The organism is Streptomyces mangrovi (assembly GCF_900114215.1).
Classification (GTDB): Bacteria; Actinomycetota; Actinomycetes; order Streptomycetales; family Streptomycetaceae; genus Streptomyces; species Streptomyces barkulensis.
Map to the genome: position 1 here is coordinate 109,795 of NZ_FOSG01000012.1, position 23,857 is coordinate 133,651.

General features: G+C 72.2%; 27 protein-coding genes. 19 read left to right on the forward strand and 8 right to left on the reverse strand.

Annotation, left to right across the window (positions count from 1 at the left end):
• Positions 1 to 123 precede the first annotated feature (123 nt).
• Entirely contained in the window at positions 124 to 2,040 is a 1,917-nt protein-coding gene (locus BM237_RS17955) for an acyl-CoA dehydrogenase family protein (RefSeq protein ID WP_093850702.1), read from the forward strand.
• A gap of 309 nt (positions 2,041 to 2,349) precedes the next feature.
• On the opposite strand, the gene BM237_RS17960 is transcribed toward BM237_RS17955, so the two are convergent.
• Both BM237_RS17960 and BM237_RS17965 read right to left on the reverse strand, forming a co-directional pair.
• Positions 2,350 to 3,096 carry an alpha/beta hydrolase gene (locus tag BM237_RS17960; protein ID WP_245793717.1) on the reverse strand — a complete coding sequence of 249 codons (747 nt, stop codon included), beginning with the start codon at positions 3,094 to 3,096 and terminating at the stop codon, positions 2,350 to 2,352.
• An 86-nt stretch (positions 3,097 to 3,182) separates the two neighbouring features.
• The gene (locus tag BM237_RS17965; protein WP_093850703.1) at positions 3,183 to 3,680 is read right to left on the reverse strand and encodes a MarR family winged helix-turn-helix transcriptional regulator; all 498 of its coding nucleotides are present in this window, start codon (positions 3,678 to 3,680) and stop codon (positions 3,183 to 3,185) included.
• An 85-nt stretch (positions 3,681 to 3,765) separates the two neighbouring features.
• Between BM237_RS17965 and BM237_RS17970 the strand changes: the two genes are divergently transcribed.
• The 7 genes from BM237_RS17970 (at position 3,766) to BM237_RS29360 (ending at position 9,259) form a co-directional block, all read left to right on the forward strand.
• On the forward strand, positions 3,766 to 4,707 hold the full coding sequence (locus tag BM237_RS17970) for an EamA family transporter (RefSeq protein WP_175541051.1): 942 nt from the start codon (positions 3,766 to 3,768) through the stop codon (positions 4,705 to 4,707).
• A 5-nt stretch (positions 4,708 to 4,712) separates the two neighbouring features.
• On the forward strand, positions 4,713 to 5,366 hold the full coding sequence (locus BM237_RS17975; RefSeq protein WP_425443708.1) for an NAD(P)-dependent oxidoreductase: 654 nt from the start codon (positions 4,713 to 4,715) through the stop codon (positions 5,364 to 5,366).
• A gap of 149 nt (positions 5,367 to 5,515) precedes the next feature.
• Complete coding sequence (locus BM237_RS17980; RefSeq protein ID WP_093850760.1) at positions 5,516 to 5,725, forward strand: type II toxin-antitoxin system VapB family antitoxin; 210 nt, start codon at positions 5,516 to 5,518, stop codon at positions 5,723 to 5,725.
• A complete protein-coding gene (locus BM237_RS17985) occupies positions 5,722 to 6,141 on the forward strand; it encodes a PIN domain nuclease (RefSeq protein WP_093850705.1) in 420 nt (139 codons plus the stop codon). The genes BM237_RS17980 and BM237_RS17985 overlap by 4 nt, the downstream gene beginning before the upstream one ends.
• Before the next feature lie 548 nt (positions 6,142 to 6,689).
• On the forward strand, positions 6,690 to 7,115 hold the full coding sequence (locus BM237_RS17990; RefSeq protein WP_093850706.1) for a hypothetical protein: 426 nt from the start codon (positions 6,690 to 6,692) through the stop codon (positions 7,113 to 7,115).
• A complete protein-coding gene (locus tag BM237_RS17995; RefSeq protein WP_093850707.1) occupies positions 7,115 to 8,479 on the forward strand; it encodes a hypothetical protein in 1,365 nt (454 codons plus the stop codon). The genes BM237_RS17990 and BM237_RS17995 overlap by 1 nt, the downstream gene beginning before the upstream one ends.
• A 15-nt stretch (positions 8,480 to 8,494) precedes the next feature.
• Positions 8,495 to 9,259 carry a hypothetical protein gene (locus tag BM237_RS29360; protein WP_175541052.1) on the forward strand — a complete coding sequence of 255 codons (765 nt, stop codon included), beginning with the start codon at positions 8,495 to 8,497 and terminating at the stop codon, positions 9,257 to 9,259.
• A gap of 138 nt (positions 9,260 to 9,397) precedes the next feature.
• Here BM237_RS29360 and BM237_RS18005 read toward each other — a convergent pair whose 3' ends face one another.
• The 3 genes from BM237_RS18005 to BM237_RS18015 all read right to left on the reverse strand — a co-directional run bounded on the left by BM237_RS18005 (position 9,398) and on the right by BM237_RS18015 (position 11,031).
• Entirely contained in the window at positions 9,398 to 9,856 is a 459-nt protein-coding gene (locus tag BM237_RS18005) for a GNAT family N-acetyltransferase (protein WP_245793718.1), read from the reverse strand.
• Between the two features lie 117 nt (positions 9,857 to 9,973).
• Positions 9,974 to 10,180 carry a DUF397 domain-containing protein gene (locus BM237_RS18010; RefSeq protein WP_093850708.1) on the reverse strand — a complete coding sequence of 69 codons (207 nt, stop codon included), beginning with the start codon at positions 10,178 to 10,180 and terminating at the stop codon, positions 9,974 to 9,976.
• Complete coding sequence (locus BM237_RS18015) at positions 10,177 to 11,031, reverse strand: helix-turn-helix domain-containing protein (protein ID WP_093850709.1); 855 nt, start codon at positions 11,029 to 11,031, stop codon at positions 10,177 to 10,179. Before BM237_RS18015 ends, BM237_RS18010 begins: the two co-directional genes overlap by 4 nt.
• A gap of 205 nt (positions 11,032 to 11,236) precedes the next feature.
• Between BM237_RS18015 and BM237_RS18020 the strand changes: the two genes are divergently transcribed.
• The 8 genes from BM237_RS18020 (at position 11,237) to BM237_RS18055 (ending at position 19,429) form a co-directional block, all read left to right on the forward strand.
• A complete protein-coding gene (locus BM237_RS18020; RefSeq protein WP_139238127.1) occupies positions 11,237 to 11,443 on the forward strand; it encodes a hypothetical protein in 207 nt (68 codons plus the stop codon).
• Positions 11,440 to 11,679, forward strand: a complete 240-nt coding sequence (locus BM237_RS18025; protein ID WP_093850711.1) for a hypothetical protein — start codon at positions 11,440 to 11,442, stop codon at positions 11,677 to 11,679. The genes BM237_RS18020 and BM237_RS18025 overlap by 4 nt, the downstream gene beginning before the upstream one ends.
• Before the next feature lie 390 nt (positions 11,680 to 12,069).
• Positions 12,070 to 13,341 (forward strand): 1-deoxy-D-xylulose-5-phosphate reductoisomerase, encoded by a 1,272-nt coding sequence (dxr, locus tag BM237_RS18030; protein WP_093850712.1) that lies wholly within the window; start codon positions 12,070 to 12,072, stop codon positions 13,339 to 13,341.
• Positions 13,338 to 14,642 carry a M50 family metallopeptidase gene (locus BM237_RS18035; protein ID WP_093850713.1) on the forward strand — a complete coding sequence of 435 codons (1,305 nt, stop codon included), beginning with the start codon at positions 13,338 to 13,340 and terminating at the stop codon, positions 14,640 to 14,642. The genes dxr and BM237_RS18035 overlap by 4 nt, the downstream gene beginning before the upstream one ends.
• 154 nt (positions 14,643 to 14,796) lie before the next feature.
• Positions 14,797 to 15,951, forward strand: a complete 1,155-nt coding sequence (ispG, locus tag BM237_RS18040; protein ID WP_093850714.1) for a flavodoxin-dependent (E)-4-hydroxy-3-methylbut-2-enyl-diphosphate synthase — start codon at positions 14,797 to 14,799, stop codon at positions 15,949 to 15,951.
• A gap of 89 nt (positions 15,952 to 16,040) precedes the next feature.
• Complete coding sequence (locus BM237_RS18045; protein ID WP_093850715.1) at positions 16,041 to 16,886, forward strand: GNAT family N-acetyltransferase; 846 nt, start codon at positions 16,041 to 16,043, stop codon at positions 16,884 to 16,886.
• 114 nt (positions 16,887 to 17,000) lie between these two features.
• A complete protein-coding gene (locus BM237_RS18050) occupies positions 17,001 to 17,534 on the forward strand; it encodes a GNAT family N-acetyltransferase (RefSeq protein ID WP_093850716.1) in 534 nt (177 codons plus the stop codon).
• A gap of 173 nt (positions 17,535 to 17,707) precedes the next feature.
• Positions 17,708 to 19,429 carry a proline--tRNA ligase gene (locus tag BM237_RS18055; protein ID WP_093850717.1) on the forward strand — a complete coding sequence of 574 codons (1,722 nt, stop codon included), beginning with the start codon at positions 17,708 to 17,710 and terminating at the stop codon, positions 19,427 to 19,429.
• Between the two features lie 42 nt (positions 19,430 to 19,471).
• On the opposite strand, the gene BM237_RS18060 is transcribed toward BM237_RS18055, so the two are convergent.
• The 3 genes from BM237_RS18060 to BM237_RS18070 are packed head-to-tail and all read right to left on the reverse strand — an operon-like array spanning position 19,472 to position 21,514.
• A complete protein-coding gene (locus BM237_RS18060; protein WP_093850718.1) occupies positions 19,472 to 20,383 on the reverse strand; it encodes an aminoglycoside phosphotransferase family protein in 912 nt (303 codons plus the stop codon).
• Between the two features lie 43 nt (positions 20,384 to 20,426).
• Entirely contained in the window at positions 20,427 to 20,960 is a 534-nt protein-coding gene (locus BM237_RS18065) for a ferritin-like domain-containing protein (RefSeq protein ID WP_093850719.1), read from the reverse strand.
• Positions 20,960 to 21,514: a hypothetical protein gene (locus BM237_RS18070; protein WP_245793719.1), complete on the reverse strand. Its 555-nt coding sequence runs from the start codon at positions 21,512 to 21,514 to the stop codon at positions 20,960 to 20,962. The genes BM237_RS18065 and BM237_RS18070 overlap by 1 nt, the downstream gene beginning before the upstream one ends.
• 269 nt (positions 21,515 to 21,783) lie before the next feature.
• Here BM237_RS18070 and rimP point away from each other — a divergent pair, with 269 nt between their 5' ends.
• The 3 genes from rimP to BM237_RS18085 all read left to right on the forward strand — a co-directional run bounded on the left by rimP (position 21,784) and on the right by BM237_RS18085 (position 23,716).
• Positions 21,784 to 22,335 (forward strand): ribosome maturation factor RimP, encoded by a 552-nt coding sequence (gene rimP, locus BM237_RS18075; protein WP_093850720.1) that lies wholly within the window; start codon positions 21,784 to 21,786, stop codon positions 22,333 to 22,335.
• 2 nt (positions 22,336 to 22,337) lie between these two features.
• Complete coding sequence (gene nusA / locus BM237_RS18080) at positions 22,338 to 23,363, forward strand: transcription termination factor NusA (protein WP_093850721.1); 1,026 nt, start codon at positions 22,338 to 22,340, stop codon at positions 23,361 to 23,363.
• Between the two features lie 74 nt (positions 23,364 to 23,437).
• Positions 23,438 to 23,716 (forward strand): YlxR family protein, encoded by a 279-nt coding sequence (locus tag BM237_RS18085; RefSeq protein ID WP_093850722.1) that lies wholly within the window; start codon positions 23,438 to 23,440, stop codon positions 23,714 to 23,716.
• Positions 23,717 to 23,857: the final 141 nt, after the last annotated feature.

A 23,857-nucleotide genomic window follows, 5' to 3' on the forward strand; every position in this document is an offset into this window, starting at 1 on the left:
GGGTACACGCATCGCGCAGCACCCGTTGCGCAGCACCCGTTGCGCAGTCCCCGGCAGTCCCCGGCAGTCCCCGGCAGTCCCCGGCAGTTCTCCGCAGTACCCGGCAGTGCGAGGTGAACCGCGATGACCGTCTCCGAACGCGAAGCACGACAGGTGGCCGAGGCCGCGAGGGAGCAGCACTGGCGCAAGCCGAGCTTCGCCAGGGAACTGTTCCTCGGCCGCCTCCGCCTCGACCTGATCCACCCCCATCCCCGGCCCGCCGAGACGGACGCCCGGCGCGGCGAGGAGTTCCTCGCCAGGCTCCGGGCCTTCTGCGAGACGGAGATCGACGGCCCGCGCATCGACCGCGAGGGCCTGGTTCCCGACGAGGTGGTCAAGGGACTCAAGGAACTCGGCGCGCTCGGCATGAAGATCGGCCCCGAGTACGGCGGCCTGGGCCTGAGCCAGCTCCACTACAACCGCGCCCTGGCCCTGGCCGGATCGGCCAGCCCCGCCGTCGGCGCGCTGCTGTCGGCGCACCAGTCGATCGGCGTGCCCCAGCCGCTGAAGATGTTCGGCACCGAGGAGCAGAGGAAGGCGTTCCTGCCGCGCTGCGCCCGCGGCGACATCTCGGCCTTCCTGCTCACCGAACCGGACGTCGGCTCCGACCCGGCCCGCCTGGCCACCACCGCCGTACCCGACGGCGACGCCTACGTCCTGGACGGCGTGAAGCTGTGGACCACCAACGGCGTCGTCGCCGACCTGCTGGTGGTCATGGCCCGCGTACCGGCCTCGGAGGGCCACAAGGGCGGCATCACCGCCTTCGTCGTCGAGGCCGACTCCGAGGGCATCACCGTGGAGAACCGCAACGCCTTCATGGGCCTGCGCGGCATCGAGAACGGCGTCACCCGCTTCCACCGCGTCCGCGTCCCGGCCGCCAACCGGATCGGCCCCGAGGGCGCCGGGCTGAAGATCGCGCTGACCACCCTCAACACCGGCCGCCTCTCCCTGCCCGCGATGTGCGCCGGAGCGGGCAAATGGTGCCTGAAGATCGCCCGCGAGTGGTCCGCGGCCCGCGAGCAGTGGGGCAAGCCGATCGCCCGCCACGAGGCCGTCGGCAGCAAGATCTCCTTCATCGCCGCCACCACCTTCGCCCTGGAGGCCGTGCTCGACCTCGCCTCCCAGATGGCCGACGACGACCGCAACGACATCCGCATCGAGGCCGCCCTCGCCAAGCTCTACGGCTCCGAGATGGCCTGGAAGATGGCCGACGAGCTGGTCCAGGTCCGCGGGGGGCGCGGCTTCGAGACCGCCGACTCCCTCGCCGCCCGCGGCGAGCGCGGCGTACCGGCCGAGCAGATGCTGCGCGACCTGCGCATCAACCGCATCTTCGAGGGCTCCACCGAGATCATGCACCTGCTCATCGCCCGCGAGGCCGTCGACGCCCACCTGTCGGTCGCGGGCGATCTGGTCGACCCCGACAAGACCCTCACCGACAAGGGCCGAGCCGCCGTCCGCGCCGGCGGCTTCTACGCTCGCTGGCTGCCCAAACTGGTCGCCGGGCCCGGCCAACTGCCCGGCTCCTACCGTGAGTTCCACCCCGCCGGCCATCCCGACCTGGCCGCCCACCTGCGCTACGTCGAACGCGCCTCCCGCCGCCTGGCCCGCGCCACCTTCCTGGGCATGTCCCGCTGGCAGGCGAAGCTGGAGGGCAGGCAGGGCTTCCTCGGGCGGATCGTGGACATCGGCGCCGAACTGTTCGCCATGAGCGCGGCCTGTGTGCGGGCGGAGATGCTGCGGGTCCGCGGCGAGGACGGCCGCGCCGCCTACCAGCTCGCCGACGCCTTCTGCCGCCAGGCCCGCCTCCGGGCCGAGGAACTGTTCGGCCGGCTGTGGGACAACACCGACGACATCGACCGCAAGGTCGTGCGCGGCGTCCTGGGCGGCGCGTACACCTGGCTGGAGGAGGGCGTCGTCGACCCCTCCACCCCCGGCCCCTGGATCGCGGAGGCCGCCCCCGGCCCCTCCACCCGCACGGACGTCCACCGCCCCATCCCCTGACCGGGGCGAGACAGCTTTCTAATATGTGGCCGTTGCAGCGGAGATGCACATCCGTCGCCGGGGGTGGACGGTTCCCAGCTCGGCGCCCACTTCGGGGTGGCCACCGACACCGCCTGGCGGTACGTCCGTGAGGGCATCGAGGCGCTCGCCGCTCATGCCCCCACGCTCACCGAAGCACTGGAAGCCACCGGAGACGAGCGCCGACTGCTGCTGGACGGCACACCCATCCCCGCCTGGCGCTGCGCCGCGCAGGCCACCGAGACCAACCCGGACTCGTTGTGCAACACCAAGCACTGCGTCTGTGGGTGGCTACTCCGGCACGGGGAGGCCCGCGGCGCGGGCCAGGACGCGGGCCGTGGTGCGGCCGGCCTCCAGGGCGCCCGCGGCGCGGGCCGGGACGCAGCGCTCCCGCGCGGGGTCGTACTCGGTCATCACCGCGCCCGCGTGGTCGGTGTCGGTCTCGGTGAGGGTGACCGGCCATCCCCACCGGTCGAGGGCGGGCACGAAGTCCCGCGAGTGGTGGACGTCCGCGATGTCGTCGGCGGTGCCGTGCACCAGGTGGACGGGCACCGGACCGGCGGGCGTCATGGCCAGCGCGTCACTCAGGTCGCCCAACTCCATCTCCGGGCGCTCCCAGAGGTACCTGCCCGCGATCCCGGCGACCGCCGCGGGCCGCCACCCGTCCACCAGCTCGGGCCGTACCGCGACGCTCACCGCGGCGTACGCGCCCAGCGACCAGCCGGCCAGTACGATCCGTTCGGCGTCGCCGCCGAACTCGCCCGCCCGCTCCCGGGTGAAACGCACCGAAGCCCGCAGATGCCCCCAGCCGCCGTCGGGCGCGTCCGGGCGCCAGTCGGGCACCACGACCACCAGTCCCAGCGAGGCGGCCTCACGGGCGAGCGGCGCGAGTACGTCCCGCTCGTTCGGCCCCCTGCCGTGCCAGAGGAGGACAGCGGGCACGGCGGCCGGGCCGTGGGCGGGTCGGTGGACGTCCAGTAACCGGCCGCCGGGTTCGTGGACGATGCCTTGCTCGGTGCTGACAACGATCTCGTTCACGCCTGGTCGAACGACCCGGTGCGGGCGAAGGTGCCGAGTATCCGGTGGGCGGGGTGGCTTCCCGCAGACCCGTGGGCGCGCCCGGCTCAGTGCCCCCGGTCCCCGAGGGACTCCAGCAACTCGCGCAGTAGTCCGGCGAGTTCGCCTTGCCGGTTGTCGGTGAGCCCGGACAGGACGCGGTGCTCGGTGGCGAGGTGGTCGGGCAGCACCCGGTCGATCAGGGCGCGCCCCTCTTCGGTGAGGGTGACGTGCACGCCGCGGCCGTCGGTCTCGCTGGGGGAGCGCGCCACCAGGCCACGTGCCTCCAGCCGGTCCAGGCGCTGGGTGATGGCCCCGGAGGTGACCATGGCCGAGCGCATCAGCTCGGCCGGGTTCAGCCGGTACGGCGGCCCGCTGCGGCGCATGGTGGCCAGGACGTCGAAGGACGCGTGGTCCAGGCCATGGGCGGCGAACGTGCGGCGCAGTTCGGCGTCGATCAACCGGGAGAGGCGGCCCAGCCGCCCGATCACCCCCATCGGGGAGGTGTCCAGGTCGGGGCGCTCGCGGGCCCACTGCTCCAGCACTCGGTCGACGTGATCGGCCATGGCCTCACCCTACTCGGTTCCTTAGCGGTGAGAGATGCGTCACCCACCATGGTTGGATTGCTTAGCGGTGAGGTACTTTTTCTTAGTGCTAAGTAATCGAGCCGAAATCCTGCTGGCCACCGCCCTGGCCCCGGCCATCTGGGGCACCACCTACCTCGTCACCACCGAACTGCTGCCGCCCGACCGCCCGCTGCTGGCCGCCGTCCTCCGCGCCCTGCCCGCCGGGCTCCTCCTCCTGGCCCTCACCCGCCGCCTGCCCACCGGGCAGTGGTGGTGGCGCGCGGCGGTGCTCGGCACCCTCAACATCGGGGTGTTCCTCGCGCTGCTGTTCGTCGCCGCCTACCGGCTCCCCGGTGGCGTCGCGGCCACCGCCGGAGCGGTGCAGCCCCTGATCGCCGCGGGACTGTCCGCCGCCGTGCTGGGCGAGCGGTTCACCCTCCGCACCGCGCTCGCCGGAGTGGCGGGCGTGGCCGGGGTCGGACTGCTCGTCCTGCGGGCCGACGCACGGCTGGACGCGGTCGGCGTCGCCGCCGCGCTCGGCGGCGCGGCCGTCATGGCCACCGGCGTCGTCCTCGGCAAGCGGTGGACCACGCCCGCGCCCCTGCTCGCCGTAACCGGCTGGCAGCTCGTCGCGGGCGGGCTGCTGCTGCTCCCCGTCGCCCTGGCCGCCGAGGGGCCACCGCCCGCCGGGCTGACCGCCGGCAACCTGCTCGGCTACGGCTACCTGTCGATCGTCGGCGCGGCACTCGCCTATGCCCTGTGGTTCCGGGGGATCCGCGCCCTGTCACCCACCACCGTCACCTTCCTCGGCCTGCTCAGCCCGCTGGTCGCCACCGCACTCGGATGGCTGGTGCTCGGCCAGCACCTGACCTGGGCGCAGACGGCGGGCGCGCTCACCGTTCTGGCCGCCCTCGTCGCGGCCTGGACCCGGCCCCGTCCCGCAACCGGCGCACCCGCCGGGCCCGCCGGGCCCGCTGTGCCCGCCGTATCCGCCGAAGTCAAGACCCCCGAACCCCAGAGGAGTTGAAAGCCATGAAAACCATGCACATCACCGTCTTCGGAGCCACCGGCAGCGTGGGCGGCCAGGTAGTGGCCGAGGCGCTGGCCCGGGGCCACCGGGTCACCGCCGTCGTCCGCGACGCGGCCCGCCTGTCCGAGCTGCCCGCCACCGTTCTGGGCCGTACCGGCGACGCCCGCAGCGCCGAGGACGTGGCCGAACTGAGCACCGGCCGGGACGTGGTGGTAGGCGCCACCCGCCCGGCCCCCGGCCGTGAGCGCGAACTCGCCGCCGCCACCCGGACCCTGCTGGCGGGCGCGGCCGGGGCGGGCGCCCGGTTACTGCTCGTCGGCGGCGCCGGAAGCCTGACCGTGCCCGGTACCGGCGGCCGCACCGTCCTCGACGACCCGCGGTACCTCCACCCCGACTGGCGGGCCGTTGCCGAGGCCGGCGCCGGGCAACTGGCGGTCTGCCGCGCCGACACCTCCGCAGCGGACTGGGCGTACCTCAGCCCGCCCGCCCGGCTGGAGCCGGGGGAGCGCACCGGCCGCTACCGGCTGGGCGCCGACGAACTCATCACCGACCCCGGGGGCGTCTCCCGTGTCACGGTGGCCGACCTTGCGGTGGCCCTGCTGGACGAGGCGGAGAGGCCCCGGCATCACCGCAGGCGGTTCACGGTGGCGTACTGACGCGGGAAGCGGTGCCCGCCCGGGGATCGGACCGTTTTCGCACCTGCGGTCAGGAAGCCGCCGATCCCCGGGCAAGGGGTGAAGCGGTGGCTCATGGCCGGACCAGGGATATACTCGACTGTCAGATGGATATATTCGGAGGTGTGGCCGTGGCCAAGACGCTGATCGACATCGATGAGAAACTGCTCGCCGACGCCGCGATCGCCTTCGGGACCAAGACCAAGAAGGACACGGTCACGGCCGCCCTGCGCGAGGGTGTGGAGCGCAAGCGCCGTGCCATAGCGCTCGCCCGGCTCGCGGCGAAGGCGGACGCCGGAGCGTTCGACGAACTCCTGGAGAAGAAGAACTACCGACCGTGACCGCCGCCGTCTACCTGACCGACACCAGCGCCCTGGTACGCATCCTCCGGCAGCCCGCGCGCGACACCTGGGAGAAACCCCTGACCGAGGGGATCATCGCGCGCTGCCCGGTGACCGAGGTCGAGTTCCTGTACAGCGCCCGGAACACCGAGGACCGCGCCGAGCTGGTGGCAGACCTCGACGCGATCTTCGGCTGGAGCCCTCTGGACGACCGGGCCGTGTCCCGCGCCTGGGACGTCCAGAGGGAGCTGACGAAGGTCGGTCGGCATCGTTCGGCCGGAGCCGTGGACCTCCTGATCGCCGCCACGGCCGAACTCCAGGGTCTGACACTGCTCCACTACGACCGCGACTTCGAGACCATCGCCGAGATCACCGGCCAGCCCACCCAGTGGCTGGCTCCGCCGGGATCGCTCTGATCCCGCTTCTGCTCACACCCGGCCGAACGGCTCGGCGTAGGCGAAGGTGTCACACAAGCAGGGGGGTCCTCCTGGGCCGGGGCGGCTGGCCGCGAACGGTGCGACAGGGCTTCCGGTCGATTCCGGGAACGTGACGGTGAGCAGACCGTCGGTGAAGCGGATCGTGGTGGGAATGGCGGCTCGAAGCCGCATCGCAAAGGATCATGCTGGTGGAGCCGGCCTGTGTCCGTCCGGATCACGGGCAGCGAAAGCAAGGCGACACCGGAGTGGACATCGTGGTGGTTCTGCTCCCAGCCCCTGCCCCCACCGCCGCCCGGATCGCCGGGCCCCCCAGGCTCGTACCTCGCCTCATGGCTGGTCCGCTCCGGTGTCGATGCTCCGCTCGTGCCTTGTGGCGGACCGATCCGCGCGACGGCGGTTGTCGGAAACCAGCCGGTATGCCTTTGCCCCGCAGAAGGTCGTACTACAGGATGCCTCTGTACCAGCGGGGGCTGCACCAGTGGAGGCAGAGACCGGCTCGCCCCTGGCCGGACGCATGAGGGGGGAACATGTCGTTCGACGATGAGTGGAATCAGCTCGTGGCGGAGGCGAGTCGCAGGCGCGAGGCGCAGACACGGCTCGCGTCCGCGGAGGAAGGTGGCCGGAGTGGGGCCGACCTGGCAAACGCGGACTTCGGACTGGAGGACGGACCGATCCGGTCGAAGGCGTCGGGCATCCGCACGGCCAACACCGACGCCCGGTCGAAGTCGAGACTGGCCGATGCGCGGGCGGCGGGAACAATTCACTCCGGTTGGTTTGCCGGTGCCGCGAGCGACGACTGCGTGAACGCCTGGCAGAAGCGGCTCCACGGTCTGAGCGACCTGGTCGAGGACGCCGCCGACGCGCTGACGAAGGCGATGGACCAGCAGATCGACCAGGACCGCTCCACGGCGGCCGGACTTCGGGCGTCGGCCCGCTGGCTGGAGGGCGCCTGATGGTCTCCGTCCCCGAACTCGATACCGCCAGTCCCCGGAAGTGGCGGGACGCGGCCGACGACGCGGTGGCCGCGGCGAAGCAGTGCGACGGACTCGCCTCCTACGCCCGTGACGAGGTGGCCGGGACACTCCGGACCTGCTGGGTGGGCGACACCGGCAAGGCCGCCCGCAGCCGCTTCGTCAGGCACGCCGACGACTACGAGGCGGCAGCCGTCGCCTTACGCGCCCTGGCGCGCGTCTACGACGATCTCGCCGACGACATCGCCGACGCGCAGAGGGACCTGCACAGCGCACTCGACTACGCACGCAGGCACGACCTGAAGGTGGACGACAGCGGCCGTGTGCAGTCGACCCAGTCCGTCATGGGCCCCAGGGGCGGCGGCGAGCACCTGGAGCCGGTGAAGCACGCCCGCGACATCATCTCCGCCGCGCTGTCGAAGGCCACCCGGGCGGACATCGAGGCCGCGCGGACCCTGCGCACCATCGAAGGTCTCACCGACATCGGTGATCCGAAGCTGGTGAGAGACGCACTCAAGGACGACAGTCCACTGGGCATCGCGCTACGCCTGTCGGGCGGGCTCGACGGGCTCCACCGGATCAACGTCCCGCCGACAGTCCTCGCCGCGGTGGACCGGGCCGCGCTGGAGACGGGCATGAGCCGGAAGCTTCTGCTGGCCGTCCTGTGGCAGGAGCAGCAGTGGCACCAGAACCACAGCCCCAGCCTGCGCGGACCGGTCACCGAGTTCGGCCGGCTCTTCAACTGGAGCCTCGCCGTTGGACCGAAGCCGGACAAGTCGCTGGGGATCACCCACATCAAGCTGGAAACGGCGCGGGAGGTTCTGGAGAAGAACCGCGAGGTATTCAAACTGACCGACGGAAGATACATGAGTGAGCTGACTGACGCCGAACTCGCTGCCGAGATCGAGGCAAACCCCCAGTTGGACGTTCGGCTCAGTGCCTACCACCTGAAGGAGCTCAAGGAGGATCCATACGGTTCCAGGTCGGACAAGGACCTCTTCGTACTCTATGCCGCCGACACTCCCGAGGTTCGGGAGTTGAATGAGACGTACGGCGATGAATCTGGCCGGCGCGGAGGTGATATCAAGACTCGAGGGGAGAACTGGGACAGGATCGAACCGCACCTGGAGGACGCCATGGCGTGGGAAGCTCTCGGTGACGAAGAGCGCGCTCAAGCCGTGGAGCAGTTGAAATCGCAGACCCCGGTGCCGCGAGACGTCTATATCGAGCCGATCTACAGCGACGGTGGCCCGGTCGGCGGTGTTGGCGAGAAGGATCCCGATCTCGGTCCGCTCACTCCGTCTCCGAGCCCGGCTCCGCCCCCGACTCCCCCCGCGGGGGGCTGAGGCATGCAAAGAGTCGTGCCGACTCTGGTCTCATGCCTCCTGGCGGTGGTTCTCACCGCCTGCTCGTCATTCACGCGAGAGGATCCGGAGCCGCTTATCCCCCTCCCTGAGAACGTTCCGGCGAAACCGGTGTTCAAGACCGCGGACGAGGTGGTGGCGGCTCTTGAGCGTGGAGGTGTCGAATGTGTGGTCCTACGGCGAAGGGGAGGTGGTTCCGGCCTCGACTGCGCGGCCGAGATCGATGGTGTGAGGGTCGAGAACGAGGTGCATGTGCTCGACACCGAAGAGTTCACCCGTGATGAGGTGGGGGACTCCATTGCCAGTTGGCGAACACCCCCGCGTCCCCGCACCATCGTCGCCGCCGGCAACTGGTACATCCGCGTGCTGAACCCCGCATACGCGCCCCAGGTGGCCGAGGCGCTTGACGCCGTTGTCCTTCCACCACTGTTCCCGCTGCCTGACATTCCGAAGAAGCCTCGCTACAAGGATCTCGACTCGCTCGCGGATGCGCTGGATGCCTCCGTGGGGTGTGAGAGGCGTGAGAGGGAGAAGGACGCGGCGGACGCGATGACGTGCGTGACGGAGCGGTCGGAGGAGCCCTGCGCCTATCTGGAACTGCACGACACGTCCGCCGAGCGCGATGACGCGCTGCGCCTGGCCATCAGCGTGCCGGAACTTCCCAGGTTCATCGTCACGGCGGGGAACTGGTCCATCCAGTTCTGCGACAGGTCCCTGGGGCGCGAGGCGGCCGACGATCTGGGAGGAGTCGTCGTCTCCTGAACCGGATTCGCTGTCAGCAGGGCGCCCGGGCCCCGACGGCAGCGGGCAGTCGGCCCGCCGCGAACGCAAGCGGTCCGCGACGGCGGATCCACATGGAATCGCGCAGCGCCCAGGAGGAGTTTTCGGCTCTGCACCCGCTCACACCCGGTCGAACGGCTCGGCGTAGGTGAAGACGCCGCGCAGGGCGGGGTCTTCGGGGTCGTACGCGGCGAGTGTGCGGACCTGGAAGTACTCGCCCCAGGCGGGATCGGGCGGGGTGATGCCGTACTCGGTGGAGGTGCGGAAGCCGAAGCGGCGGTAGTAGGCGGGCTCGCCGAGTAGGGCCACCAGCGGTTCGCCGAGGGCGTCGGCGGCGCCGAGTGCGGTGTGCATCAGTGCCGAGCCGGTGCCGCGTCCCTGGTGGCCGGGGTGGACGCCGATGGGGCCGAGCCCCAGTGCGGGCGTGGTGCCGATGTGCCCCCGGGTGCACACCACATGGCCGACGACCTCGCCGCCGGGGCCCTCGGCCACCAGCGACAGCGTGGGCAACCACGCCTCGCAGCCGCGCAGTTCGTCCAGCAGGGTGACCTCCACCGGGCCGGGCGGCGAAGGCCGCACCGGTCACGGCGCGTACGGCGGAGATGTCGGCGGGGCTCTCGCGTCGGATCAGCACCGGGGCAGTCTGCGCCGCCGCCCAGGGCGCGGGCAACGGGATTACGCCCCGCCGGTGGGTGGTCAGTTCCCCGCGCGCACCCGCTCCAGGAAGACCGCCCACGGCGCGGCGCCGAAGGCGAGCGCCGGCCCGGCGGGGTCCTTGGAGTCCCGTACGGCGGTGTGTCCGCCGGGCAGGGCTGCGGCCTCCACGCAGTTGGTGTTGCCGCTGTGCGACGAGGCGGTCCATATGACGCCGAGCGCGGAGGAGTCGGTTATGCGCTTGCTCATGAGTTCTCTTCCTTCAGGTCGCGGATCAGCCGGAGCGAGGCGTCGCGGGACAGCGCGTCGGCGACGATGCGCCGGAAGGCCGCCGAGTACCGCTCCACCTCGGGCCTTTCCTCGATGTACAGGGAGTTCGTCAGGTGCTCCAGCAGCACCACGTCGTGGTCCTGGCTCTCGGGGAAGCTCAGTACCGTGAACGCACCGCTCAACCCGGGATGCGGCCCGGCCGTGGACGACATCACCTGGAGCGTGACGTTCGGCAGCTCGGACAGGTCCAGGAGCCGCTGTAGCTGGTCTCGCATGATCTGCGGCCGGTCCGTGATCCGTGTGCACAGGGCGCTCTCGTTCACCACCGCCCAGATCTCCGGAGGGCTGGACTGGGTGAGTACGGACTGGCGCGCCTGGCGGACCTCCACGAGGCGGTTCACCTCTTCCGGCGCCTCGGTCATATTGAGGGCGGAGATGATCTCGCGGGCGTAGGCGGCGGTCTGGAGCAGTCCGGGAACGAAGCCGCACTCGTAGGTCTGCACCGCCCTGGCGTCCGACTCCAGGCTGATGAAGTCCGCGTAGACGGGAGTGAGGACGTCGGTGTACCGCTGCCACCAACCACGCTGACCGCCGTCCCGGGCCAGCCGGAGAAGCGCCTGCCTCCTGGGCTCGTCCTGTACTCCGTAGAAGTCCAGAAGCGCTTCGACGTCGCCCTGCTTCGCGGCGGTGCGTCCTGTCTCGACGCGGGACACCTTGGCGTTGTGCCAGCCGAAGTTCCGGGCGACGGTCTCGGTCGTGTACTTCAGTCCCTCGCGCAGCGAGCGCAGTTCCGCGCCGAGTCGCCTGCGCCTCACCGTGGGACCGCTCATCAGGGCACGCCTCCTTGTCCGTTGACGAGTCTGCCGCATCTATCTGACGGCACGTCGAGCCCGACACAGTAGACCAGACAGGACGCAGAGGTATATGCCATTCATGCAGATCTGCATGAATGGATTGCGATTCTGCGTGACGCTGCGGCACTCTGAGTGTAGAGCGCTTCAGCTCTCCGTGATCGAACGTCAGGAAGGCATCGCCTTGCACGCAACGCCAAGCAAGAGGGACGCGCGGTACGACCGGGTGCGGGACCGGGTGACCGTCCCCGTCACCGTCCACGGGGACGACGGCATGTCCGTCGAGACCGAGATGGTGCTGGAGCCGGGGCAGCTGGAGCCGCACTACGCACAGCTCGGCCGGCTGATCGAGCGCCGCGACCGGTGCGAGCGGACGGAGGGGTGGGCGTGAGCGCCGCGCCGCTGCCGAGGCGGGCCGCCTCCGAGACGGTGATCGAACTGCCCGCCGACACCCCCGACGACCGCCTCAACGGCCGGGCCTGCGTCCACTGCGGCACCCGTACCGCGCCGCTCGCCTACGCCGGGTGGGCGCGGGTCGCCACAGGGCGGCCCAGTGGGCATCTGTCCTGCCCGGTCAGCGCCTGCGCCGACTGCCGGACGCGGTGGGCGCGGCGGTCGGCGCGGTGACGCGCTACGCGCTCGCGGTGGCCGAGACCGTCCTGACGGCGCTCACCGTGCTGTCCGCATCCGGCGCCGCCTGGCTCCTCGCCTCCGGGTGAGCGGCAACGGTTGTCGGAAGGAGGCGGCCCGGCGGCGGTCTCACCTTCGGGGAGAAGCCGCCGTCAAGAGGCCGCCGTCAATCCGACGGCGTCGAGAGCGCCGTCCCCGCACCCCGTGCGACCTCGCCGTCCACGGCCGGGGCGGCGGTGGAGGGGGCTGCGCACCGGCCGGCGGGCGGGCCCTACGCCACCCGGCCGGTGCCCGCCCGGCGTCCGGCGGGGTGGCGGCCAGGTGGCGCGGTGCGGCGCGGCGCGACGCGGTGTCCGGGCCGTCTCGCGGACCGGACACAATAGGGGGATGACCGACAGTCCCGCTCCCCTCGCAGACCCGCATCTGCGCCACCCGGCCGACGTACCCGCCGGGGGCGGCCCGCGCGACATCGTGATCCTGGGCTCCACCGGATCGATCGGCACCCAGGCCGTCGACGTGGTGCTGGCCAACCCCGACCGCTTCCGGGTGACCGCGCTGTCCGCCGCGGGCGGCCGGGTGGAGCTGCTGGCGGAGCAGGCCCACCGGCTGAAGGTCCGCACCGTCGCGGTCTCCGACCCGGGCCGGGCCGGCGAGCTGCGCGAGGCGCTGCGCGCCCGCTACGGCTCGGCCGAGCCGCTGCCCGAGGTGCTGGCCGGGCCGGACGCGGCCACCGAACTGGCCGCGTCCGAGTGCCACACCGTCCTCAACGGCATCACCGGCTCCATCGGCCTGCGCCCCACCCTGGCCGCCCTTCGGGCGGGCCGCACCCTCGCCCTGGCCAACAAGGAGTCCCTGATCGTCGGCGGTCCGCTGGTGAGGGCGCTGGCCGAGCCGGGGCAGATCGTCCCCGTCGACTCCGAGCACTCCGCGCTGTTCCAGGCGCTGATGAGCGGCACCCGCGCCGAGGTCCGCAAGCTGCTGGTGACCGCCTCCGGCGGCCCCTTCCGGGGACGCACCCGCGAGGAGCTGGAGCACGTCACGCCCGAGGACGCCCTGGCCCACCCCACCTGGGCGATGGGCCCGGTGATCACGGTCAACTCCGCGACCCTGGTCAACAAGGGCCTGGAGGTCATCGAGGCGCACCTGCTGTACGACATCCCCTTCGACCGCATCGAGGTCGTCGTCCACCCGCAGTCCTACATCCACTCGATGGTGGAGTTCGCGGACGGCTCCACCATCGCCCAGTGCGGCCCGCCCGACATGCGGCTGCCCATCGCGCTCGGCATCGGCTGGCCGCACCGGGTGCCCGACGCCGGACCCGTCTTCGACTGGTCCAAGGCGATGAGCTGGGAGTTCTTCCCGCTGGACGAGAAGGCCTTCCCGTCCGTGGCGCTGGCCTGCCACGTCGGGGCCCTGGGCGGCACCGCACCGGCGGTGTTCAACGCCGCCAACGAGGAGTGCGTCGAGGCGTTCCTGTCCGGCGGGCTGCCCTTCAACGGCATAGTGGATACCGTCGCCGCGGTGGTCGAGGAGCACGGCACCCCCAAGGGGAGCGAACTGACCCTGGACGAGGTGCTCGACGCCGAGACATGGGCGCGCGCCCGCGCCCGCGAACTGGCGGCACACATGACACGACCGACGGCGGAGGCACGCGCATGACGACGGTGATGACCATCCTCGGCATAGTCGTCTTCGTCGTCGGCCTGCTGTTCTCCATCGCCTGGCACGAACTGGGCCACCTGTCCACGGCCAAGATGTTCGGCGTCCGCGTGCCGCAGTACATGGTCGGCTTCGGCCCCACCCTGTGGTCGCGGAGGAAGGGCGAGACCGAGTACGGCGTCAAGGCGATCCCGCTGGGCGGCTACATCCGCATGATCGGCATGTTCCCGCCCGGTGACGACGGCGCCGTCCGGCAGCGCTCCACATCCCCCTTCCGGGGGATGATCGAGGACGCCCGCGCGGCGGCCTACGAGGAGCTCCAGCCGGGCGACGAGAAGCGGATGTTCTACACGCGCAAGCCCTGGAAGCGCGTGATCGTGATGTTCGCCGGCCCGTTCATGAACCTGGTGCTGGCCGTGGCGATCTTCCTCGGCACGCTGATGACCTTCGGCATCAGCACCACGACCACCACCGTCTCCTCCGTCTCCGAGTGCGTGGTCAAGGTCTCCGAGCGCACCGACACCTGCCCGAAGGGCGCCCCCGACTCCCCGGCCAAGGCCGCCGGCCTGAAGCCCGGCGACACCATCGTGGCCTTCAACGGGGCCGAGGTCACCGAGTGGGACGAGCTCCAGCGGCGCATCCGCGACACCATCGGACCGGCCACCATCACCGTCGAGCGCGACGGCGAGCGCCAGGTCCTCCAGGCGGACCTGGTGAAGAACCAGGTCGCCAAGTCCGACGGGCGCGGCGGCTATGTCGAGGGCGAGTACGTCACCACCGGCTTCCTCGGCTTCTCCCCGGCCACCGGAGTGGTCGAGCAGTCCTTCCCGCAGGCCGTCGACCGCATGGGCGACATGATGATCGCCGGCGCCGAGGCTCTCACCCGCCTGCCGGAGAAGATCCCCGGCCTGTGGAACGCGGCCTTCGCCGGCGCCGAGCGCGAGCAGGACTCCCCGATGGGCGTGGTCGGCGCGGCCCGCGTCAGCGGGGAGATCTTCGCCCTGGAGATCCCGGCGGAGCAGCGGGTGGCGATCACCCTCCTCACCCTCGCCCTGTTCAACCTCTCGCTGTTCCTGTTCAACATGCTGCCGCTGCTGCCGCTGGACGGCGGCCATATCGCGGGGGCCCTGTGGGAGTCGCTGCGCCGGGGCCTGGCCAGGGTGCTGCGCCGCCCCGACCCCGGCCCGTTCGACGTGGCGAGGATGATGCCGGTGGCGTACGTGGTGGCCGGTGTCTTCGTCTGCTTCACGCTGCTGGTGCTCATCGCGGACGTGGTCAACCCCGTACGCCTGACCGGCTGACGCGGCGGTGCGGGGCCGCCGGCGCGTGCCCGCGGCCCCGCACCGCGTACGGCGGACCACGGTGTGCCCCGGCCCCCGGGCGTACCGTAATCTCGGAGGCCGGAGCCCGCCGCCGAACGGGGCACTGGACCACAGCTTGGGGTTGCACACCACAATGACAGCCATTTCGCTCGGAATGCCGTCCGTACCGACCAAACTGGCCGACAGACGGGTCAGCCGGAAGATCCAGGTCGGCTCGGTGGCCGTCGGAGGCGACGCCCCGGTCTCCGTGCAGTCGATGACCACCACCGTCACCGCCGACATCGGCGCCACGCTCCAGCAGATCGCCGAGCTGACCGCCTCGGGCTGCGAGATCGTCCGGGTGGCCTGCCCCTCCCAGGACGACGCCGAGGCGCTGCCGGTCATCGCGAAGAAGTCCCAGATCCCGGTGATCGCGGACATCCACTTCCAGCCCAAGTACGTCTTCGCCGCCATCGACGCCGGCTGCGCGGCCGTGCGCGTCAACCCGGGCAACATCCGGCAGTTCGACGACAAGGTCAAGGAGATCGCCAAGGCGGCCTCCGACGCCGGCGTCCCCATCCGCATCGGCGTCAACGCCGGCTCCCTGGACAAGCGGCTGCTGGCCAAGTACGGCAAGGCCACCCCCGAGGCGCTGGTGGAGTCCGCGCTGTGGGAGTGCTCGCTGTTCGAGGAGCACGGCTTCCGCGACATCAAGATCTCGGTCAAGCACAACGACCCGGTGGTGATGGTCAACGCCTACCGGCAGCTCGCCGCCCAGTGCGACTACCCCCTCCACCTGGGCGTCACCGAGGCCGGTCCGGCCTTCCAGGGCACCGTCAAGTCGGCCGTCGCCTTCGGCGCCCTGCTGAGCGAGGGCATCGGCGACACCATCCGCGTCTCGCTGTCCGCGCCGCCGGTGGAGGAGATCAAGGTCGGCATCCAGATCCTGGAGTCCCTCGGTCTGCGCCAGCGCCGGCTGGAGATCGTCTCCTGCCCCTCCTGCGGCCGTGCCCAGGTGGACGTCTACAAGCTCGCCGACGAGGTCACCGCCGGGCTGGCGGGCATGGAGGTCCCGCTGCGGGTGGCCGTCATGGGCTGCGTCGTCAACGGGCCCGGCGAGGCCCGTGAGGCCGACCTCGGAGTCGCCTCCGGCAACGGCAAGGGCCAGATCTTCGTCAAGGGCGAGGTCATCAAGACCGTCCCCGAGTCGAAGATCGTCGAGACCCTCATCGACGAGGCCATGAAGATCGCCGAGCAGATGGAGAAGGACGGCGTGATCTCCGGCGAGCCGGAGGTCTCCGTCAGCTGACCGACCGGCCGGGGCCGCCCGCCACGACCCGGGGGTAAAGTCGAAAAGACGCTCCCCCGCCACCACGGCCGCACGGTGAGGCACCCCACGTGTTGACGACCACCACCACCCGTGTCGTCGAGCCCCAAGAGCTCGACGACGCCCTCGCGGTGCTCGACCGCGAGCCGGTCAACAACGCCTTCGTCGCCGCCCGTGTCCGGGTCGCCGGCCTGGACCCGTGGCGGCTGGGCGGCGAGATGTGGGGCTGGTACCACCGCGGGCGGCTGGAGTCCCTGTGCTACGCGGGCGCCAACCTCGTCCCCGTCTGCGCGGGGCGGGAGGCGGTGCGCGCCTTCGCCGAGCGGGCACGTCGCCAGGGGCGGCGCTGCTCGTCCGTCGTCGGCCCGGCCGGGCCCACAACCGCCCTGTGGGCCCGGCTGGAGCCGCACTGGGGGCCGGCCCGCGAGGTCCGCCGCCACCAGCCGCTGATGGTCGCCGACCGCATGCCGTCCGGGATACGGCCCGACCCGTATGTGCGGCGCGTCCGCAAGGACGAGATGGACGTGCTGATGCCCGCCTGCGTGGCGATGTTCACCGAGGAGGTCGGCGTCTCGCCGATGGCCGGGGACGGCGGGCTGATCTACCAGGCCCGGGTTGCCGAACTGGTGGGCGCCGGCCGGTCGTTCGCCCACATCGAGGACGGCCGCGTGGTCTTCAAGGCCGAGATCGGCGCCGTCACACCGCGGGCGTGCCAGATCCAGGGCGTGTGGGTCGCGCCCGAGCACCGCGGCCGGGGTCTGTCCGTCGCCGGCATGGCGGCGGTGCTGCGCTACGCGCTGACCGAGGTCTCCCCGGTCGTCAGCCTCTACGTCAACGACTACAACACCGCGGCCCGCGCCGCCTACCGCCGGGTCGGCTTCCGCGAGGTCGGGGCGTTCATGAGTGTGCTGTTCTGAACGATTCCGGGAGGTGCCCGAAGGCAGCGGGAGGCGTCGGGCGATCCCGAACGGGCCGGTGCCCGCGCGGGTGTTCGCCGGATCCACCCGGTCCCTCCAGTAGGGTCGTTGACCATGGAAGACGCCCAGGTCGGTCCCCTGGACCTCGCAGCCCGCGTGGACGAGGCACTCGCCGTACAGGCCGTCGCCTTCGGACTGACCGACGACGAGGTGGGGGTGCGCCGCCACATCGTGCTGCGGCACGCCGCCTCCCCCGGAGTCCGGGCACTGGGCGCCACCACACCGCGGGGGCGGCTGGTCGGCTTCGTCTACGGCATGCCCAACGACCGCACGCAGTGGTGGTCCACGGTCGTCGAGCCGTACCTGCGGCGCAACGGGAACGCCGGGTGGCTGGACGACGCCTTCGTCATCACCGAACTGCACGTCCACCCGGCGTACCAGAAGCACGGCCTCGGCCGGGAGCTGATCACCACGATCACCGACTCCGCCGCCGAACCGCGCTCGATCCTCTCCGCGATCGACACCGAGAGCCCGGCCCGCGCCCTCTACCGCTCGCTGGGCTACCGCGATCTGGCCCGTCATGTGCTGTTCCCGAGCGCCGGGAGCCCGTACGCGGTGATGGGTGCGCCGCTGCCGCTGCGGCGGTGAGGCGGGTCCGGCCGGGGGTCCGGGGGGTGGCCCCCGGGAGGTGGAGTCCGAGCGCCGGGAGCCCGTACGCGGTGATGGGTGCGCCGCTGCCGCTGCGGCGCCGGTAGTCTCCTGGGCGGGCCGCATCACCGGTGCGGCTCCGCAAACCGACCCACCGCACGCAGGAGAAACCCATGGCAGCCCGTGTCCAGCGCATGTCCCGGCTCATGCTGAAGACGCTGCGCGAGGACCCGGCCGACGCCGAGACCATCAGCCACAGGCTCCTGGTCCGCGCCGGCTACGTACGCCGCACCGCCGCCGGGATCTGGACCTGGCTGCCGCTGGGCAAGCAGGTCCTGGAGAACGTCACCCGGATCGTACGCGAGGAGATGGACGCCATCGGCGCCCAGGAAGTACTGCTCCCGGCCCTGCTTCCGAAGGAGCCCTACGAGACCTCGGGGCGCTGGGAGGAGTACGGCGACCTGCTGTTCCGGCTCAAGGACCGCAAGGGCGCCGACTACCTCCTCGGGCCCACCCACGAGGAGATCTTCACCCAGGTCGTCAAGGACCAGTGCACGTCCTACAAGGACCTGCCGGTGATGCTCTACCAGATCCAGACCAAGTACCGCGACGAGGCCCGGCCGCGCTCGGGCGTCCTGCGCGGCCGGGAGTTCCTGATGAAGGACTCCTACTCCTTCGACACCTCCGACGAGGAGCTGGCCGAGTCCTACCGGCTGCACCGCGAGGCGTACCTGCGGATCTTCACCCGGCTCGGCCTGGATCACCGGGTCGTCTCCGCCGTCTCGGGCGCGATGGGCGGCTCGGCCTCCGAGGAGTTCCTCGCCCCGGCCGCCGCCGGCGAGGACACCTTCGCCGACTGCCCGGCCTGCGGCTACGCGGCCAACACCGAGGCCGTCACCTTCCCGCTGAAGCCGGCCGACCCCATGGGCCACCCGCCCATCGAGGAACTGGACACCCCCGACACCCCCACCATCGAGACCCTCGCCGGCCACCTGGGCGTGCCCGCCTCCGCCACCCTGAAGAACCTGCTGGTCAAGGTGGACGGGGAGATCTGGGCCGTGGGCGTGCCCGGCGACCGCGAGGTGGACCTGGGCAAGCTCACCGAGCACCTGGCGCCCGCCGCGGTGGAGCTGGTCACCGCCGAGGACTTCACCGGCCGCCCCGCCCTGGTGCGCGGCTACGTCGGCCCGCAGGAGCTGGCCGGCACCGCCTTCCGCTACATCGCCGACCCGCGCGTGGCCCCCGGCACCTCCTGGATCACCGGGGCCAACAAGCCCGACACCCACGCCCGCAACGTGGTGTGCGGCCGCGACTTCGAGGTCGACGAGTACCTGGACGTGGTCACCGTCGAGGACGGCGACCCCTGCCCGTCCTGCGGCGCCGGGCTGAAGCTGGACCGGGCCATCGAGATCGGCCACATCTTCCAGCTCGGCCGCAAGTACGCCGACGCCTTCTCCCTGGACGTGCTCGGCCGCGAGGGCAAGCCCGTCCGCGTCACCATGGGCTCCTACGGCATCGGCGTCTCGCGCGCGGTGGCCGCGCTCGCCGAGCAGACGGCCGACGGCCAGGGCCTGTGCTGGCCGCGCGAGGTGGCGCCGGCCGACGTCCACGTCGTCGCCGCCGGCAAGGGCACCCAGATCGAGATGGCCCTGGAGCTGACCGAGAGGCTGGCCTCGGCCGGAGTGCGCGTCCTGGTGGACGACCGTACGGGCGTCTCGCCCGGTGTGAAGTTCACCGACGCGGAGCTGATCGGCGTGCCGGAGATCCTGGTGGTGGGCCGGGGCGCGGCCAAGGGCCTGGTGGAGCTGAAGGACCGGCGTAGCGGCGAGCGCGAGGAGGTCCCGGTGGACGAGGCGGTGGAGCGGCTGGTCCGCTCGGCCGGCGAAACCGCCTGAGCCGTCGCCGCGGGCCCCGGTCAAGGGGCCCGCGGCCAGGGTTCACAGCCAGCCGGCGAACTCCAGCAGCGCCTCGCCGTCGGCGCGGTCGCCGGCGGCGATGTGCCGCGCGCCCGACTCCACCGCCCGGTACAGACTCCAGCCGCGCAGCCGGTCGCGGTCCACCTCCAGGGAGTTCGCCAGTTTGGCCACCCGGCGCCGGGCGATCGCCGGAGCGCCGGATCCGGCGGCCAGGTCGTGCAGCCGGTCGCGGACCAGCCGCGCCAGGTCGTACGCCCGCTCGCCCACCAGCGGATCGGGGCCGACCACCAGCCAGTGCGCCCGCCCCGGATCCCCCGACAGCACCGTGCCCTGCCGGAAGTCGCCGTGCAGCAGCACGTCCTCGGGGGCGTCGGCGAGCAGTTCGGAGCGCAGCGCCAGGGCCTCGTCGGCCAGCGGGCGGGCCTCCTCGGGCACATGAGCGCGGATGCCCTCCACGGCCCGGCCGGTGTGCTCCTCGACGCCTGTGAAGGGGTGTTCGCCGTCGGGGACGCCCGGGGGCGAGGGGGACACCCACAGCCGGTGCAGCGCCGATACCGCCTCCAGGGTGGCCTTCGCGTCCGGCAGCGAGCGCAGCGACACATCCGCGTGCAGCCGCTCCAGCAGCAGCGCGCCGTCCTCGGGTGCGGCGTCCAGCAGCCGTACCGCGCCGTGTCCCTCCCAGCGGGATAGCGCCGCCGCCTCGTCCGCCGCGCCGACGGCGCGCAGCTTCAGCGCGGCCGGCGAGCCGTCCGCCCGGCGGACCAGGACGACCAGGCTGCCGCGTCCGCCGGGGGAGACCACCCGCTCGGCCGTCAGCTCCCAGCGCTCCAGCGACGCCCGCACCAGGCCGGGCAGCCGTGCCAGCCAGGGGGAGTCCGCGCCCAGGAAGCGCACCAGCCGCTGCGGGGGTTCGACGTGCGGAGCCGATGTCATGCCGGGCGTCCCTTTCGTCGTCGGCGTTGCGCGGAGGAGCCCTTCAGAGGGACTCCGGGCCCGCCGGCGCGGCGCGCTCGGCGAGACCTGGGAAGGGTACGCCCGTGCCGCGCCAGCGTGCCGCGCGGACCGCGGCCTCCCGCAGCGCGGCTGCCGCCTCCCGCCGCAGCCCGCCCTCGCCGGCCCGGACCAGATCGGCGTAGACGGCGGCCACCCGCTCCTCCAGTTCGGCGGCGAGCCGCACCGCCGCGGCGCCGTCCGGGACCGGGTAGGGCAGGGAGTAGGCCGCCGCGGCGGGCTCGGGAGTGCCGCCCATCCGCCGTACCGCGCGGCGCAGTGCGTCACGGCGCGCGCGGTGGGCGTCGTGGGCCTGCCGCGCCTGCGCGCGCCGGTCCTCGGCGATCCGCCCGCCCACGACGCCGTAGCCGTAGACGGCGGCGTGCTCGGCCGAGAGCGCGGCCTGCAGGGCGGTCAGCGCGGGGTTCTCCTTCCCGCCGGGGGGAGAGGACGCTGGGGAGCCCGCGGAGGCGGCCGTGGCCGCCGCGGGGCTCGTCGCGGGAATCGTCGCCTGGTTCATCACTCGCCGTCCGTGAGCAGGTAGACGTGGACCGCCCCGGCCGCCGCGACGGACGCGAGCAGCCGGGCGAGCTCGGGCGGTGCGCCGTCGAGGGCCCGGGTGAGGGCGTCGGCGGCGGCGCGTTCGGCGTTCGCGAGGACGGCCAGCGCGCGTTCGGGATCTGCGGGTACGCCCGCCCCGGCGCCCCGGGAGGCGTCCGGGGCCGGGGAGCCGCCGGGGCTCGCGGAGGCCTTCGGGGTCCCGGAGGGCTTCGGGCTCGCCGGACCGCCGGACTCCGTTCCGCCGAAGGCCCTCACATGCCGCGCCACGTCCGCCCGCAGCGGCTCCAGCCGCCCTGCCAGGTCCGGGTGCGCGGCGAGGGTGCGGTCGTAGCGGGCCAGCAGCGCGGTGCCGCCGCGTGCGGCGGCGCGGCGCAGTCGCTCGTCCGCGGAGGCGAGCCTGCGTTCGGCGGCCGTCGGCTCCTCCTGCGAGCAACCGGTCAGCAGCAGCGCGGCGGCGCCCGCCGCACCGGCGGCCAGCAGGCTCCGCCGGCGGGGACGCGGGTCGATCGGCACGGGCGCTCCCAGGGGAGGTGGTTCGGCGGCGCGGGGGGACGGGCGGCGATCACCGCGGATGTGAGCGTACCCGTGTTCGTACCGTCCCCCTCGGCGGGGCACCGCCGCGCCCCGCGCGTGCCCCGTGCGGGGGACGGCCGCCCGGCGCAGCGCCTCCGGCCGTCCGGGCCGTCTGGTCGGCGCGGCCCGCGGCAGACGATAGGCTTGACTCCCGTAACCCCAGGACTGGACGTTCCCACAACAGCACACGCGGCCGAGGAGTCACCCGGATGAGCACCACCCAGAGCGAGAGGCTGCGAGGACTGCTGGAGCCTCTCGTCACCGCGAAGGGGCTGGATCTCGAGGAGATCACCGTGACTCCGGCCGGAAGACGGCGGGTGCTGCGCGTGGTGGTGGACTCCGACGACGGCGTGCGGCTCGACACCTGCGCGGAGCTGAGCCGCGAGGCCTCCGAGGCGCTGGACGAGACCGACGTGATGGGCGGCGCCCCGTACGTCCTGGAGGTCACCTCACCCGGCACCGACCGCCCGCTGACCGAGCCGCGGCACTACCGCCGCGCCGTCGGAAGGCTGGTCAGGGCGCAGCTGACACAGGAGGCGGGCGGCGGCGAGCTGGTCGCCCGCGTCGGCGCGGCGGACGAGGACGGCGTGGACGTGGAGGTGCCCGGCGTCAAGGGACGCAGGCCCACCGCCCGCCGGCTCGCCTACACCGAGATCGCCAGGGCCCGGGTGGAGATCGAGTTCAACCGCAAGGCCGCCGAGAAGGCCGAGAAGGCGCGTCAGGCTGCGGCCTCTGACGAAGAGAGCCAGGAGGAGGCGTAGCCGTGGATATCGACATGAGTGCCCTGCGGGGTCTGGTGAGGGAGAAGGAGATCTCCTTCGACCTGTTGGTCGAGGCGATCGAGGCCGCTCTCCTCATCGCGTACCACCGTACCGAGGGAAGCCGCCGCCAGGCCCGTGTGGAGCTGGACCGCTCCACCGGCCATGTGACGGTGTGGGCCAAGGAGGACCCCGCCGACCTGCCCGAGGGCGCCGAGCCGCGCGAGTTCGACGACACCCCCTCCGGGTTCGGCCGGATCGCCGCGACCACCGCCAAGCAGGTCATCCTGCAGCGTCTGCGGGACGCCGAGGAGGAGGTCACCCTCGGCGAGTACGCCGGCCGCGAGGGCGACATCGTCACGGGAGTCGTCCAGCAGGGGAAGGATCCGCGCAGCGTCCTTGTTGACATCGGCAGGCTCGAGGCGATCCTGCCTCCGCAGGAGCAGGTGCCCGGCGAGGACTACTCGCACGGCACCCGGCTGCGCACCTATGTCGTGCGGGTCGCCAAGGGCGTACGCGGCCCGTCGGTGACCCTCTCGCGCACCCACCCCAACCTGGTGAAGAAGCTCTTCGCCCTGGAGGTGCCCGAGATCGCGGACGGCTCGGTGGAGATCGCGGCCATCGCACGCGAGGCCGGGCACCGCACCAAGATCGCGGTGCGGTCCACCCGTGCGGGCCTGAACGCCAAGGGCGCGTGCATCGGCCCGATGGGCGGCCGGGTGCGCAACGTGATGGCCGAGTTGCAGGGCGAGAAGATCGACATCGTGGACTGGTCGGACGACCCGGCCGAGATGGTGGCCAACGCGCTCTCGCCCGCCAGGGTGAGCAGGGTGGACGTCGTGGACGCCACGGCCCGGTCGGCCAGGGTCACCGTGCCCGACTACCAGCTCTCGCTGGCGATCGGGAAGGAAGGGCAGAACGCCCGGCTCGCCGCCCGGCTCACCGGCTGGCGGATCGACATCCGTCCGGACGTCGAGCAGAGCGGGGAGCGCGGTGGGGAGCACCGGGAGAGCGGCGCGGAGAGGGGCTGAGAGGTCTGTCACCGTCCGTACCCCCGCGGCGACCCCGCCGGCGGCACAGTTGGCGCGGGGAGGTAGACTGAAGAGTGTCTGACCGGACGCGTGCCCGCGCATGCCCTGAACGCACCTGTGTGGGTTGTCGGGAGCGGTCGGGCAAGGGCGATCTGCTGCGTGTGGTGCTGGTCGGGAACAGATGCGTTCCGGATCATCGCGGTACGCTGCCCGGCCGGGGCGCTTATCTGCACCCCGCACCGACCTGTGTCGACCTGGCGGTCCGCCGCCGGGCGTTCCAGCGGGCCTTCCGGGCCGGCGGACCGCTCGATACCGCGGAACTGCTGCAGGCAGTACCGCGGGCAACACCGTAAGACAGCAAGCACGCACGACGCCCGTACGGCACCCCGCCGTGCGGGAGAGGTACCTCGCGAGTTGGAAGTAGGTCGAGATTGCGATGAGCACTCGATGAGTACGCGATGAGTACGCCCATGCAGTAGCGAAGGTCCGGCGGA

Excerpts from the sequence above, each read along its gene's own strand:
- BM237_RS17955 (WP_093850702.1), top strand. The coding sequence starts at position 124 with ATGACCGTCTCCGAACGCGAAGCACGACAGGTGGCCGAGGCCGCGAGG.
- BM237_RS17965 (WP_093850703.1), bottom strand. The coding sequence starts at position 3,680 with ATGGCCGATCACGTCGACCGAGTGCTGGAGCAGTGGGCCCGCGAGCGC.
- BM237_RS17975 (WP_425443708.1), top strand. The coding sequence starts at position 4,713 with ATGAAAACCATGCACATCACCGTCTTCGGAGCCACCGGCAGCGTGGGC.
- BM237_RS17990 (WP_093850706.1), top strand. The coding sequence starts at position 6,690 with ATGTCGTTCGACGATGAGTGGAATCAGCTCGTGGCGGAGGCGAGTCGC.
- BM237_RS17995 (WP_093850707.1), top strand. The coding sequence starts at position 7,115 with ATGGTCTCCGTCCCCGAACTCGATACCGCCAGTCCCCGGAAGTGGCGG.
- BM237_RS18010 (WP_093850708.1), bottom strand. The coding sequence starts at position 10,180 with ATGAGCAAGCGCATAACCGACTCCTCCGCGCTCGGCGTCATATGGACC.
- BM237_RS18015 (WP_093850709.1), bottom strand. The coding sequence starts at position 11,031 with ATGAGCGGTCCCACGGTGAGGCGCAGGCGACTCGGCGCGGAACTGCGC.
- dxr (WP_093850712.1), top strand. The coding sequence starts at position 12,070 with ATGACCGACAGTCCCGCTCCCCTCGCAGACCCGCATCTGCGCCACCCG.
- BM237_RS18035 (WP_093850713.1), top strand. The coding sequence starts at position 13,338 with ATGACGACGGTGATGACCATCCTCGGCATAGTCGTCTTCGTCGTCGGC.
- ispG (WP_093850714.1), top strand. The coding sequence starts at position 14,797 with ATGACAGCCATTTCGCTCGGAATGCCGTCCGTACCGACCAAACTGGCC.
- BM237_RS18050 (WP_093850716.1), top strand. The coding sequence starts at position 17,001 with ATGGAAGACGCCCAGGTCGGTCCCCTGGACCTCGCAGCCCGCGTGGAC.
- BM237_RS18055 (WP_093850717.1), top strand. The coding sequence starts at position 17,708 with ATGGCAGCCCGTGTCCAGCGCATGTCCCGGCTCATGCTGAAGACGCTG.
- BM237_RS18060 (WP_093850718.1), bottom strand. The coding sequence starts at position 20,383 with ATGACATCGGCTCCGCACGTCGAACCCCCGCAGCGGCTGGTGCGCTTC.
- BM237_RS18065 (WP_093850719.1), bottom strand. The coding sequence starts at position 20,960 with ATGAACCAGGCGACGATTCCCGCGACGAGCCCCGCGGCGGCCACGGCC.
- rimP (WP_093850720.1), top strand. The coding sequence starts at position 21,784 with ATGAGCACCACCCAGAGCGAGAGGCTGCGAGGACTGCTGGAGCCTCTC.